Source organism: Candidatus Pyrohabitans sp. (assembly GCF_054014795.1).
The window spans coordinates 1-11,256 of sequence record NZ_JBPMGE010000001.1 but is presented as its reverse complement, the minus strand read 5'-3'; the positions used below and the strand labels follow the sequence as shown (position 1 = coordinate 11,256).

Annotated in this window: 17 protein-coding genes, 1 tRNA gene and 1 pseudogene; 5 read left to right on the top strand and 14 right to left on the bottom strand. The window is 51.0% G+C overall.

The window, feature by feature from the left end:
• From ACXJJW_RS00095 to ACXJJW_RS00080, 4 genes are all read right to left on the bottom strand, one after another.
• Positions 1-1,097, bottom strand: a 1,097-nt coding sequence (locus ACXJJW_RS00095) for a cytochrome c biogenesis protein (protein WP_456473681.1), incomplete at its 3' end; no start/stop codon positions are given.
• Positions 1,094-1,513, bottom strand: coding sequence for a DUF1573 domain-containing protein (locus tag ACXJJW_RS00090; protein WP_456473680.1), 420 nt, complete (start codon positions 1,511-1,513; stop codon positions 1,094-1,096). The genes ACXJJW_RS00095 and ACXJJW_RS00090, both read right to left, overlap by 4 nt.
• Complete coding sequence (locus ACXJJW_RS00085; RefSeq protein ID WP_456473679.1) at positions 1,514-2,053, bottom strand: DUF1573 domain-containing protein; 540 nt, start codon at positions 2,051-2,053, stop codon at positions 1,514-1,516.
• Positions 2,054-2,064: 11 nt separating this feature from the next.
• Positions 2,065-2,766, bottom strand: a complete 702-nt coding sequence (locus ACXJJW_RS00080) for a cytochrome c biogenesis CcdA family protein (RefSeq protein ID WP_456473678.1) — start codon at positions 2,764-2,766, stop codon at positions 2,065-2,067.
• Between the two features lie 378 nt (positions 2,767-3,144).
• Here ACXJJW_RS00080 and ACXJJW_RS00075 point away from each other — a divergent pair, with 378 nt between their 5' ends.
• Positions 3,145-4,278: an aconitase X gene (locus ACXJJW_RS00075; protein ID WP_456473677.1), complete on the top strand. Its 1,134-nt coding sequence runs from the start codon at positions 3,145-3,147 to the stop codon at positions 4,276-4,278.
• On the opposite strand, the gene ACXJJW_RS00070 is transcribed toward ACXJJW_RS00075, so the two are convergent.
• The gene (locus ACXJJW_RS00070) at positions 4,209-4,649 is read right to left on the bottom strand and encodes a GIY-YIG nuclease family protein (RefSeq protein WP_456473676.1); all 441 of its coding nucleotides are present in this window, start codon (positions 4,647-4,649) and stop codon (positions 4,209-4,211) included. The two genes, ACXJJW_RS00075 and ACXJJW_RS00070, sit on opposite strands and share 70 nt — an antisense overlap.
• 202 nt (positions 4,650-4,851) lie before the next feature.
• Between ACXJJW_RS00070 and ACXJJW_RS00065 the strand changes: the two genes are divergently transcribed.
• Positions 4,852-5,430, top strand: coding sequence for an Lrp/AsnC family transcriptional regulator (locus ACXJJW_RS00065; protein WP_456473675.1), 579 nt, complete (start codon positions 4,852-4,854; stop codon positions 5,428-5,430).
• On the opposite strand, the gene ACXJJW_RS00060 is transcribed toward ACXJJW_RS00065, so the two are convergent.
• Positions 5,399-6,067 carry a B3/B4 domain-containing protein gene (locus tag ACXJJW_RS00060; protein WP_456473674.1) on the bottom strand — a complete coding sequence of 223 codons (669 nt, stop codon included), beginning with the start codon at positions 6,065-6,067 and terminating at the stop codon, positions 5,399-5,401. The genes ACXJJW_RS00065 and ACXJJW_RS00060 overlap by 32 nt on opposite strands.
• 136 nt (positions 6,068-6,203) lie before the next feature.
• On the opposite strand from ACXJJW_RS00060, the gene ACXJJW_RS00055 reads away from it, so the two are divergent.
• Entirely contained in the window at positions 6,204-6,887 is a 684-nt protein-coding gene (locus tag ACXJJW_RS00055) for a CPBP family intramembrane glutamic endopeptidase (RefSeq protein ID WP_456473673.1), read from the top strand.
• A 64-nt stretch (positions 6,888-6,951) separates the two neighbouring features.
• On the opposite strand, the gene ACXJJW_RS00050 is transcribed toward ACXJJW_RS00055, so the two are convergent.
• The 6 genes from ACXJJW_RS00050 to ACXJJW_RS00025 all read right to left on the bottom strand — a co-directional run bounded on the left by ACXJJW_RS00050 (position 6,952) and on the right by ACXJJW_RS00025 (position 9,831).
• On the bottom strand, positions 6,952-7,176 hold the full coding sequence (locus tag ACXJJW_RS00050) for a type II toxin-antitoxin system HicA family toxin (protein WP_456473672.1): 225 nt from the start codon (positions 7,174-7,176) through the stop codon (positions 6,952-6,954).
• Positions 7,173-7,382: a type II toxin-antitoxin system HicB family antitoxin gene (locus tag ACXJJW_RS00045; RefSeq protein WP_456473671.1), complete on the bottom strand. Its 210-nt coding sequence runs from the start codon at positions 7,380-7,382 to the stop codon at positions 7,173-7,175. Before ACXJJW_RS00045 ends, ACXJJW_RS00050 begins: the two co-directional genes overlap by 4 nt.
• Positions 7,383-7,452: 70 nt before the next feature.
• Positions 7,453-7,526, bottom strand: a tRNA-Pro gene (locus tag ACXJJW_RS00040).
• Positions 7,527-7,631: 105 nt separating this feature from the next.
• Positions 7,632-8,168: an archaemetzincin family Zn-dependent metalloprotease gene (locus ACXJJW_RS00035; protein ID WP_456473682.1), complete on the bottom strand. Its 537-nt coding sequence runs from the start codon at positions 8,166-8,168 to the stop codon at positions 7,632-7,634.
• 11 nt (positions 8,169-8,179) lie between these two features.
• A complete protein-coding gene (locus tag ACXJJW_RS00030) occupies positions 8,180-8,890 on the bottom strand; it encodes an acyl-CoA dehydratase activase (protein ID WP_456473670.1) in 711 nt (236 codons plus the stop codon).
• On the bottom strand, positions 8,890-9,831 hold the full coding sequence (locus tag ACXJJW_RS00025; protein ID WP_456473669.1) for a 2-hydroxyacyl-CoA dehydratase family protein: 942 nt from the start codon (positions 9,829-9,831) through the stop codon (positions 8,890-8,892). The genes ACXJJW_RS00030 and ACXJJW_RS00025 overlap by 1 nt, the downstream gene beginning before the upstream one ends.
• Before the next feature lie 100 nt (positions 9,832-9,931).
• Here ACXJJW_RS00025 and ACXJJW_RS00020 point away from each other — a divergent pair, with 100 nt between their 5' ends.
• On the top strand, positions 9,932-10,504 hold the full coding sequence (locus ACXJJW_RS00020) for a DUF6036 family nucleotidyltransferase (RefSeq protein WP_456473668.1): 573 nt from the start codon (positions 9,932-9,934) through the stop codon (positions 10,502-10,504).
• Entirely contained in the window at positions 10,494-10,622 is a 129-nt protein-coding gene (locus tag ACXJJW_RS00015; protein ID WP_456473667.1) for a hypothetical protein, read from the top strand. The genes ACXJJW_RS00020 and ACXJJW_RS00015 overlap by 11 nt, the downstream gene beginning before the upstream one ends.
• A gap of 177 nt (positions 10,623-10,799) precedes the next feature.
• Here the strand turns inward: ACXJJW_RS00015 and ACXJJW_RS00010 are convergent, their stop codons facing one another.
• Positions 10,800-11,084: a type II toxin-antitoxin system RelE family toxin gene (locus tag ACXJJW_RS00010; RefSeq protein ID WP_456473666.1), complete on the bottom strand. Its 285-nt coding sequence runs from the start codon at positions 11,082-11,084 to the stop codon at positions 10,800-10,802.
• Positions 11,074-11,256 (bottom strand): annotated as a pseudogene (locus ACXJJW_RS00005) (hypothetical protein); the annotation flags it as partial. The gene ACXJJW_RS00010 and the pseudogene ACXJJW_RS00005, both read right to left, overlap by 11 nt.

The window sequence follows — 11,256 nt, the reverse complement described above, 5'->3', positions numbered from 1 at the left end:
TTGAGCCGCTTTGTAACCTTCTCATTAGAGGCGAGGGCGAGGATGACTATGAGGGGCACGACAAACATCAGATTGTACAGCATTAGGTATGCCAGCCCCTGCAGGTATGTGGTCTTCGCCGAGAGCAGGGCGAGAATTGCCACGTATATTCCGCCTGAGCACGGAAAGGTGCACAGTCCCACCAGGAAGCCGAGCACCGCCGCCGAGGGGAAGGTGCCCCTGTACGCCCACCTCCTCAGCGTGGCATGGCTGAAGCTCGGAATGCGGAGGTGCACCGGGAAGGCGAAGGGGTTGATGTAGTCCTTTATGTTTATAAGTCCCAGGATTATTATGAGGTAGGCGCCCAGCTTTGCCATGAAGTGGGGTTTGCCTGTAAACATCAGCGCCTTCATTATGCCGATGCCTATGAGGAAGTAGGCAAGGTAGATAGCTGAGATGTAAACCGCGCCCATCTTGAGTACACCGGCGCGGGTCTTCTTGATTGTGAACAGGAAGGCGATGAAGAACAGCAGCACCGCAAAGGCGCAGGGGTTTATACCGTCCAGCAGCCCGGTAACAATAACCAGAGGTAGCATGCCCGAGGATGAATACATCCCCTCAAGCCTTCCCGGCTTCATGTCCTTCAGCTCATTAAAGTAGGTTGAAAGGGGCTCGTCTATTGGATACTCCCTTATCTCCCCTCCCGGTACCCACACGCGGTAGCTCTTTGCATCCGCACTCATGGAATCCTGATATACCACCAGTTTACCCTGCCAGGTAAGCGCCTCCCTCACCGCATGCTCAGGCACGTGTCCCTCGAGGAATATCCTTCCATCCACAACCGCAGAGAGGTGTCCCTGCAGCCTGGGTGGAATTCCCTCCCTCTGGTTGAGAGAGACCAGCTCCTTTCTGTACTCTGGGTTGTTGACATAATCTTTAAGTACAACCTCGACAATACCCTCCTCCTTGAGCAGCGGTACCAGCCTTTCCTTAATGTAGATGGTGCAGTCTGTGCAGGCTTCGTTGTAGTATATCACAGCCTCGCGATGCTCAGCCGCAAAACTCAATGGCAGCGATGAAAGGATGAGAATCAGGAGGGCAAGGTACCTCAGCCTCATCTCTTTTCCTCCCTGACAACCACCGCAGTCAGTGGTATAACAACCTCCGGCGTAGCAGGGTCGTTGGTGAGAATGTAGGCCTCCCTGTAAACCTTGCCAAGAACCTCGACCTCCATAAGGCGAGGGTCAAAGATCACTATAAGCTCCGCCTCTTCCCCGGGTGAGAGCAGTGTCCTGTTCATATACGCTTTGGTGCATCCGCAGGAGGTGCTCAGCGCCTTTATCTCGAGGGGTGCGTCGCCGGCATTTCTAACCGTAAACACCTTTCTCACCTCTGCGTAGGACACCTCGCCGAAGTCGTAGCTCGCTGGCAGTACCTCTATCTTAGGTTCGCCCTCAGCGGAGAGGTACTTCACAGCGCTCCCGGCAACTATGATCCCAACTACAAATAAAAAGTAGAGGTAGATGCTCTTCATTCACCCCACCTGTACAACCCTTATGTACACTTTGGCCACCTGATTCTGCGGGTCGTTGGTGTACAGGGTCACAAACCTTATGACCTCACCTCTTATATCGGGGTGAACCCTGGGACTGTAATAGACCTTCAGATAGGCTTTCTCACCCGGATGTATTCTCTGGCTCCATCCTTTGGGGTTGGTGCCATGCTCGCGCATGTTGAACCTCGGACCCTCCTTTCCTCTGTACTCTATGGTGGCGGATGTGCATGCACATGAGGTTTCCATGTCGCTTATAACCAGATCGCCATCGCCCCTGTTCTCGACAACAAAGCTTGTGCTTACCTCCCCGCCCCTGACGCTCACCATGCCGAAGTCGTGGGATTCAGGGGATATGACCATTATCGGCGTGCCCTCTATTACCTCCTCAGTCTCTTGGGACTTTAGCAGGTAGAATCCTGCCCCTATCAGCAGAAGGGCTGCAAGTATCGCATATACCCTTATGTTGCTTTTCTTCTGCTTTGCCTTTCCTTTCTTTTTCCTGGATTTCTTCTTGACCATATCTTCGCCTCCTAAAGCAGAGCAGGGAAGTAAGGCAGAAGTTTTGCCTGCAAATACCTGTCTGCACCAAAGAGGATGCCCACGCCTGTGAGTATTATCAACAAGCCTGCAATCTTCCTCATCCTGACTGAGTTCCTCCTTACCCACTCAAGCCTTGTTCCATAGCGCTTACTTCCATACGCAACCGCCAGCATTGGCACCCCAAGCCCTATTGAGTACACAAAGAGCATTAGGGAGCCTTTGAGTATATCTTCGCCCATGGCGACGTAGGAGAGCACCGCGCCCAGCACGGGTCCTACGCAGGGTATCCATACTATACCTAGAGACATCCCGAGAAGAAAGGCACTGCCAATTGAGCTGGCGCTGTTTTTTATGGGCAAAACGCCAGAGAGCTTCTCAACAAGGGAGGAAGAATGTCTCATATAAGCCTCCTGGAGGTCGTCATCCACCATTATCGCACCGAAGCCCATCATGAAGGCAATAGCAAGGTAGCGCATCATCTCGCCTGCTGCACTTGCTGCTATGCCCAGGGCAGAGAACAATCCGCCCATCAATGTAAAGGTTACTGACATCCCTGCCACTATTGCAACAGGTCTGAGCCTGCTTCCCACACTCCCTGCCAGAAGAGGGGGAAGTATGGGTATTATGCAGGGGGTTGTTACCGTCAGTACGCCCGCAAGAAATACCAGGGCTATTGAGGGCTCTGCGACCACGTTAATATGCCTCGCCTCCTTGGGAGCGGGTGCTTATGTTATAGCATATGCGAGCAACCCCCATCAAATTTTTACACAGCATCTGCAGCGCCTTTAAAATTTTTTTATATAAATGATGGTGGAATCCATTTATAACATTTATTATTTACAAAATACAACATATAAAAGCTTTTTATTTTCCATTGTGCACTATCTAGACCTCGGGCATGTTTCCAGTGGGATGGATTGCTTATCCTCCTCAGCATGACAGCTCTTTGCATGGGCAAATCTTCAAATGTAAATGAAAAATTTAAAAACATTTCAGTTTTGTTGAATCAGGATGCCAAAAACAAATATTACTCTCATCGATAGCTTAGCCCCTCGCTAAGAGGCTTGAAGATGTACCTTACCAGAGAGGAGGAGCGCCTCCTAGACGGAGAAAACGGCGAAGCGCTCAGAAGAGCCATGAGGATTCTCCTCACTCTGGGCGAGATGAACAACGCAGAGAGGCTGATACCCATAACCAGCGCCCAGATTTCGGGGGTTTCCTACAAGACAATAGGCGACGCCGGCCTGGAGTTTCTACAGGACCTAGCCAAGGATGGAGCCAGGGTTATGGTTTTTACCACGCTCAATCCGGCTGGTGTGGATATTCTCGCTGTGGAGCTTGGCTTTCCGGAGGAGTTTATTAAGAAGCAGAGGGAGATTCTCAGTGCATATGGGAGCATGGGGGTAATTGCCTCGTGCACCTGCACCCCCTACTATGTAGGCAACCTGCCGCGCTTCGGAGAGCACATTGCCTGGGCGGAGTCGAGCAGCGTGATATACGCCAACTCTGTGATAGGCGCGCGCACAAATCGCGAGAGCGCCATATCAGCCCTTGCTGCCGCGCTGGTGGGCAGGGTACCAGAGTACGGCCTCCACTTGTCCGAAAAAAGGCGGGGAAGCTTCAGGGTGGAGATAAAGGCTGAGCTCAAGAGCAGTACAGACTACGCTGCGCTGGGCTACTATGTGGGCAAAAATTACAGCGGTATACCTGTCTTCACAGGTGCCTCCCCCCAGGGTGAGGATTTAAAAGCCCTCGGCGCTGCCCTCGCCACAGGTGCTATATCCATGTTTCACTTTGCAGGGGCCACGCCCGAGTACCGTGAGGAGAAGCTGGAGAAGGTGGAGGTGGACGAGGAGGAGCTTCGTGAGGCCTGGGAAAACCTGAATACCTGCGATGAACCTGAGGTGATAACCATAGGCTGTCCCCACGCAAGTTTGAGGGAGGTCCTCGAGGTTGTGAGGCTAAACCCGCGCCGCGAGGTGTGGATTTTCACTTCGCGGCAGGTGAAAGAGCTGGCTGAGCGGTACATCAAAAATGAGAACATTAAAATTATCGCCGACACCTGCATGGTTGTCTCGCCGCTTGAAGAGCTGGGCATAAGATGCATTGGCGTCAACTCCGCCAAAGCTGCCTTCTACTCTGCAAACCTCTCGGGGATAAGTGTGAGATTCGACTCCCTCGAGAACCTCCTTAGGGCAGAGTAGATCGCCTGCTCAGGATTTTCTGGGAAGTGGAAGAGATGAGCCTCGCAGGAGCAATCACTGGAGCCAAATCTCCGCACGGGCACCTGCGCCCCCCTGAGGCTGCGAATTATCCCTGCGACGGCGCACTCACACCTATTCTCAGAGCTCATGCAGAACACCGCATCCACTTCGGCAACCTCGAGGAGGTAGTCCACGTGCCAGTGCATGCGCTTCTCCCTGCGAAGGTGCCTTGCGACGCGCGCCTCCATGCCCCGAAGGGCAGAGCCCACATAGGCATAGTAACCCGGTGAGAAGCAGAAGCTCCCCAGCCTCCCCACCGATAAATCTGCCTGCCTCTCAAGCTTTAGTAGAAGCACATAGCAACCTCTCATAACCCCTCACTTATAATCTAAAAATATTAATGTTTTGTCCCCCTAGATTTCAGTTTTTTAAAAAAGGGTTTCATAATTTATAAAAGTAAAAGTTATATACTTTAAAAACCAAGTATTGTGAAGGCGGTTCCTATAAATTATATTTTGTTTGCCTATGAAATGCTCATCGTTTGGTCTTATACTGATTTCGTGAGGTGTGCACATGGTAAAGGAGCATCTTGATTTAGATGAAAAGGATAGGGAGATTATTTCATTACTGGAGGAGAATCCTGAACTTTCTCAAAGTGAGATTGCAGAGAAGGTTGGTATATCTCAGCCCAGCGTTGGCGTGAGGCTGCGCAAGCTGAAAAACAGAGGCGTGGTCTCCTTTTTAATAGGGATGAACTTCAAGCGCGTCGGGCTCTACCTGGCCAAGGTTGATGTGTGTGCAAAGAATACGGTGGAGATTCTCGACAGCTTCAAAGGGTGTCCCTATTTTCTGAATGGGCTTATCATCTCCGGTAGAAACAACCTGTGCCTCTTCCTGGTGAGTGAGGACATCTCAACAATTGAGGCGATTGTGGACAAGCACCTTCGCGCAAATCCGAATGTGAGCAATGTTGAGATGAATGTGGTTATAACACCCAGCGACGATTTGATATTTCCGGTGAAGATGAAGGTGGAGAGACAGGATTTTCCGCCCTGCGGTGCCCCGGGTGAGTGCCATGACTGTGCCTTTTACGACTCTGGACGCTGCCTGGGCTGTCCTATTACCGGGCACTATCGGGGCAAGTTCTGGTAGCCCGCCTGCAGGGTACGAAGCGTGAGATTATCTCCAGTGTTCTATTTGCGCTCTGCTTCAGGTAATCTTTGCTGATACCCTTCACCCCGCACAGCACCACGATGGCGTTTTTCGTTGCGGAGGTTATCTTTGTGGCGTCAGCATCGCGGTAGGGGTAGATGGAGAGTACCTTCTCCTCATCGCTGAGCACTATCTCGCCTCTGGTGAGAATCTCCTTTCCGCCTATCCCCACGAAGGCTTCGCCATTGGAGGTCCTTATTCTGAGCTCACCTCTGACCCTGTCGGCATCGTAGGCGCCCATGGGTATCAGAGTCAAGGCGGAGGCCAGGTTGTACGCGTCCACCAGGTTGCTTATCTCCGGCAGAGCCCTGCCCGCGAGTATCCTGCGCACCAGCGCCTCTGAGGCAGGGCGAAGCTTAGTGGGGTCTATGCCTATTCGCCAGTAAAAATCGCGATACGCCCTAACCACAGGATGGTTCTTGAGTGAGGCAAGGGTGTACTTCCCTCTTATCTCTCTGAAGGCCTCCTCTCTGAAGATTGCAAACTCCGGCGACGCTGGCTTAACTTCCAGACCGCTGAGGCTGAGCACCTCAACATGAATGCCGTACCTCTCTTTTAGCTCTGGCGAAATCTGCATGTCGCCTTTTTTTGTGCAGAGCAACTTAAAAAGACTGCGGTTATTAATGCACCATGTGGTTCCGTTAGGCATCTAATGCAGAAGAGCATGACTTAGGGAACATCCCATTTATATATCCCTGAGGCGACTATTATGCATGGATAAAAAGAAGCTCAGTATTAAACTGGGGGTTCTGGTTCTTATCCTCGCCTATTCCCTGAGCTTTTTTCTTGGCCACCTGCTCCTGCCCTATCTGCCCAGCAGGAGTTTGAGCGACTACTTAACATCACCCGTCTTCCTGCTCACCCAGAGTGTTTTTTCGCTGTTTCTGCTTTTTTCAACTTTACTTATCGCAGGGAAGCAGGGCTGGCGGATGGGAGATTTTGGTTTTGGTGTGGGCAGAGCCACAGTTGCGACAGGCATAGTCCTGGGACTTGCGATGTTTTCTGTTGAAAGGATAAGTTACCGCTTTCTTCATGACTACATTGGAGAGAGCCAGCTTCAGCGCGCCCTTGTGGAGGCTGCCAAGAGTGAGCAGGGGCTGGCGGTTATGCTTCTGGTTGGTGCCGTGCTAGCCCCTATAAGCGAGGAGCTTTACTTCAGGGGTTACATGCTCAGTGCTCTCGCAGGGAAGTTTGGAGCAAAGGCTGGCGTAACTCTCAGCAGCCTGTACTTTGCGGCGGTGCATTTCGACGCCAGAGCATTCCTCCCGATCTTCATCCTGGGCGTTATCCTCGCCATCGCCTACGCAAAAACCCGCTCTCTTACGCTGGTGATAACTGCCCATATGGTGATAAATTCGACGACATTTGTGCTCAGCTATTTGGGGGTGGAGGTGTAAGGGATTTATCCACTATCTTAACTTTTTATTTTTTGAGGAAGCAAGGTTGATGCTCAAATAAGGTTTACAGTAGCTTGCAGAACTCCTCCACAGTAAGCCCTGCATCTTTGATTATATCCCTCAATGTTCCCTTACTGACTTCTTTATGGTCTGGAACAATTACAATTACTGTGCCGGTTGGTGTCTTCTTTTTTAGCTTTACATGACTGCCTTTTTGCCTTACCGGATAAAAATCCACTTTGGTTAGCGCCTTAATAACTTTCTTTCCAGAAACAGTAGGGAGCTTCACGCTGTGACCTCTACTATCCTCTCCCCTTCACCAAGCTCAATCTCCTCTTCATCTGTTTCTAAGTACAGCTCTATGGCCTCTTTGATATTCTTAAGAGCTTCTTCAACGCTCCTGCCTTGGGAATGGCATCCAGGAAGGGAAGGAACTGAAGCATTATACCAGCCGGGGCTTTCCTTATCCTCCCGGATTATAACTTTGAATTTCATGTTCACACCTGTTATTGATGTAGAAGTTTAACGTATTAGGCTTATTTTTGCTTCGATTAGGTTAAACCGATGGGGCCGCCCGGATTCGAACCGGAGTCCATGGCTCCCAAAGCCACGAGGATGACCAGGCTACCCTACGGCCCCAGTTAGAGCTTTGATTTTACTTAACGTTGCCAACAATATCAAAGCCTGGTTCCTCGCTAATTTTCTGTTCAGAATATTCAGCTTTTACACCAGCAAGTGGGGAGTTTATAAATCTGATGCACCACCGTAGACAAACTTAAGCCTTGCCCTGTGCTCCTCGCAGAAGTCTGCGCTCTTCGCATCCACCTCTTCGAGGCTGTTTGAAAAGGACATAACGCATTCCTTTCGGTTGCAGTGGGTCATGCCCAGGGTGTGCCCCAGCTCGTGTATCGCCTCTTTTAAAGCGCGCTCAAAGATGAGCCTCTCCCCTTCGGTTTTGTCGAGCTCAGCCGGGACGTTGGCAAGCCTCTTCAGCGATATAAGTGCAAACTCACCGCCTATCAGAGCTATTCCAAATATGAAGTTGAGGTTTTGTGCATACATATCAACATCGAATATAGCGAGGTGCTTCGCCCCTGTTTGGACTCTGAACCTTGTAACTTCTTCGAGAAGTACATCCCCGGAATACTGCCTCCTGGAGGGGTTGTATCCCACTCTGGGAAGCTCATGCCTGGGGAGAACATCACACTCCACATTCAAACGCGTACTTATTGCCCTGCACAGCCTCTGGGCAAACTTCTCTCTGACGCTGCCAAAGGGGATTAGGTAAACCCTCAGCGCGACCCCTCCCCTGCAAGGTGGTACTCCACTGCACCAACCGCATTCACCACCTGCGGCTCCTCTGGCACATAAACCCTTACTCCGAGTACCTCACTCAGCGCCTCCACCACACCCCTATTCTTGGCGGTGCCCCCAATCACAGCCACACTCCTGGCGCGCTTTGGCACCATCTGAGCTATTCGCCTGGCGAAGGCGTGATGCACGCCCTTAATCACCTCCTCCTTTGTGTAGCCCTCCACAAGGCGGGAGACTATCTCGCTCTGGGCAAATACACTGCAGGTGGAGTTTATGGGCGCTGCACACTTCGCTGAGCGGTGCAGCTTCGCGAGCTCGGCCACATCCAGGGCGAAATAGCTTGCTATGTACTCCAGGAAGGTGCCCGTGCCTGCGCTGCACTTGTCGTTCATCCGGAAGTCATTACCTGCTATCTCCACCACCTTTGTGTCCTGTCCGCCGATATCCACTATCACATCCACCTTCCGCTTTACAAAGTGTCTTACGCCGTAAATCGCTGTGGTTATCTCGGTTACATTAAAATCATGGGGTACGCGTTTGCGGAAGTAGCCCGTGGAGATTACAACCCCCTCCCTATCCCTGAGCAGGTCCTCCCAGCTCTGCGAGCGCACTACCCTGAATTCATAGCCATCGCTGGTGTAGTAAGCCGCCTTCGCCGCCCTCGAGCCCACGTCTAAGCCTATGAGCATCACCACACCTCCCTTAGACGCTCTGCAAAGGCTTCGAGACGGAGCCTCGCCTGCTGGGGTGTGGGCGAAGGCAGGTCAGCCTCTATTGTCATGTAGGGGTAGCCCAGCTTGTCATGCAGATAATCACGGAGGATGCGGTCCTCGAGTTTGTGGTGGCAGGCGAACTGCTGGAAGTGGATTATTGCATCGATGCGATGACGTCTCAGCTGCGACTCAAGGAATCTGAGACGATGCTTTATGTGCCCCGCGAAGGTGTAGTTGGCGTAGCTCCTCGCCACCTCCTTGAGGTTTTTCCCGGAGTGGCGGATGAACTCAAAGGGCATCTCGTCAAAGACCACGTGCAAGCCGAGTTCCTGAAGAAAGGCATGGAAGTCGGGGTAGATGGGTGGGATACCGAGCAGGGCGATGCGGTACTCGTAGTCAACCACCTCCTCCCTTACACCCTCTATGGCGGAGCGGTATTTTTCCAGGCTGCCCATGAGGTCACTCCCTGAGACCTCTATTAAGAATCCCTGCTCAGCGCTCAGCTCGCCATCACAGCGCTGTTCATGCACCTCAAGGGCCAGCTTTTTCAGCTCGGCCACCTCGTCAAAGGCCTCCTCCTCTATCATACCCAGGAATTCTGCCAGCGAGGAGAGCTGCTCCAACATCGCTTTGTGGTCGCCGTCGAAGGGGTAGGTGAGGTAGTGCGTGGGCTTGCCGGCGAGCTCAACCTTCTCCCCCTCCACCAGGGCATTGTAGCAGTCACCGCCCGCGACTACGACGAGCTTGTCGATTTTAACCTCCCCTCTCAGCACCAGCTCTCTCCAGATAGCCGTCCAGGCGCACAGCTTGTCCTCAGGTTCGAGCTTTGAATTAGGCACAAAGTTGTTGAGGTCCAGCGCTGCCTCGCCGCAGGAGTATATTACCTCCGCTGGCACCAGGGCGGTGATGCCTATCATAACCTAATGTGAGTGAGGTAACGTCTAAAAGGTCAGCGCCCCGGCGATGGCAAGGATTTAATTACCTGCAGTTTTATAATTTAGAATAAGGAGAGCATAAATGAATCGGGAAGATTTCGTTAGGAAGGTAAAGAGCGCTGGCCTTGATAGGGATGAGGAAAAGAGAATCTACATCGCCGGTATCATAAATGAAGTGCTGAAAAAACACGGCGTCAGGCTTACCGTGGTTGGTGGCGCTGTGGTCGCGCTTTTAACCGCCGGGTACTACACCACGGCGGATATAGACATAGTGGGAAAAAAGCCTGAGATAATAAGAAGGGTACTTCGAGACCTTGGATTCAGAAGCATAGGCACAGAAAACAGGTTTGTACATGAGGATCTTGGTATAATTGTTGAGTACATGGGTGAGATACCGAAGGCTGGGAGGCTGGACAGGGTTAGGGTTAAGGATGTTGAGGTTGAGGTTGTGAGCCTGGAGGATGTAGTGGTGGACAAGCTAAAGCTACTTGAAAAAGGCATAGATGTGAAAAAATCAGAAGCACAGGTTAAAGTTATCGCTTACTTGCTGGAGAAACACCTGGATGAGGAGTATCTGATGCATAGGCTTGTCAGGGAGAATCTGTGGGAGCTGTGGACAAGAATAAAGGCGGAGGTGGATGAGTATGGAGCATGAAGAAGACTTAAAATCCCTCTGCAAGGCCCTTAAGGCAATACTGGATAAGCGAATGGAGCGTGGAGAGATAGAGATTAAGAGGGACAGCAAGGGGAGGAGGGTGATTGTTATAAGGTGAGAAACTGTCAATTCATAGCTTTCTGCTCCAGCCTCTTTTCCTCCTCTTTGTATTCCGTCAGTATCTCAGAGGGCTTCCTTTAAAACTTTAAAAATCCCCTGCCCATCGCTATGACCATCCCATCTTAAAACTTCAAACACCAACTGCAAATTTTGTAATACATTTTTTGTTTGTGGACTATTCTTCACTGAGAAGCAGAACCTCATATATCCTCTTTCGATGACCAAAGGCTACGAGAATGACCTCTTTTCTTTCTTCATCCACTTTGTAGATGAGCCTGTACCTGCTTTTCACCCTAACAGAGCGATAACTTGACAGAGCATATTTTAGAGGTTTTCCACAATCTGGATTCTCAATAATCTTTTCTATTCTCCCCATTAAACCCTCAACAATTTCCTTATTCTTTCTAAATTTTTTAATATTTTTCTGAAAAGCCTTTGTGAATTTCAGCTTATACTTCAAACAGCATCCTCCGGAGTTCTTTGATGCTGCCTGCCTCTTTTATTCTTCCCTCCCTTATGTCCTCCTCACTTTTGGAAATTTGGGCAAGCAGATTCTTATCGCTGACAACCTCCAGCGTTTCCATCAGGGATTCGAGCTCGTCTATCAGCTTCTCAAAGTCTTCCTTGCTCAG

Coding starts and splice junctions, on each gene's coding strand:
- ACXJJW_RS00090 (WP_456473680.1), bottom strand. CDS start 1,513: ATGAAGAGCATCTACCTCTACTTTTTATTTGTAGTTGGGATCATAGTT.
- ACXJJW_RS00085 (WP_456473679.1), bottom strand. CDS start 2,053: ATGGTCAAGAAGAAATCCAGGAAAAAGAAAGGAAAGGCAAAGCAGAAG.
- ACXJJW_RS00075 (WP_456473677.1), top strand. CDS start 3,145: ATGTACCTTACCAGAGAGGAGGAGCGCCTCCTAGACGGAGAAAACGGC.
- ACXJJW_RS00070 (WP_456473676.1), bottom strand. CDS start 4,649: ATGAGAGGTTGCTATGTGCTTCTACTAAAGCTTGAGAGGCAGGCAGAT.
- ACXJJW_RS00065 (WP_456473675.1), top strand. CDS start 4,852: ATGGTAAAGGAGCATCTTGATTTAGATGAAAAGGATAGGGAGATTATT.
- ACXJJW_RS00060 (WP_456473674.1), bottom strand. CDS start 6,067: ATGCAGATTTCGCCAGAGCTAAAAGAGAGGTACGGCATTCATGTTGAG.
- ACXJJW_RS00055 (WP_456473673.1), top strand. CDS start 6,204: ATGGATAAAAAGAAGCTCAGTATTAAACTGGGGGTTCTGGTTCTTATC.
- ACXJJW_RS00045 (WP_456473671.1), bottom strand. CDS start 7,382: ATGAAATTCAAAGTTATAATCCGGGAGGATAAGGAAAGCCCCGGCTGG.
- ACXJJW_RS00030 (WP_456473670.1), bottom strand. CDS start 8,890: ATGCTCATAGGCTTAGACGTGGGCTCGAGGGCGGCGAAGGCGGCTTAC.
- ACXJJW_RS00025 (WP_456473669.1), bottom strand. CDS start 9,831: ATGATAGGCATCACCGCCCTGGTGCCAGCGGAGGTAATATACTCCTGC.
- ACXJJW_RS00020 (WP_456473668.1), top strand. CDS start 9,932: ATGAATCGGGAAGATTTCGTTAGGAAGGTAAAGAGCGCTGGCCTTGAT.
- ACXJJW_RS00015 (WP_456473667.1), top strand. CDS start 10,494: ATGGAGCATGAAGAAGACTTAAAATCCCTCTGCAAGGCCCTTAAGGCA.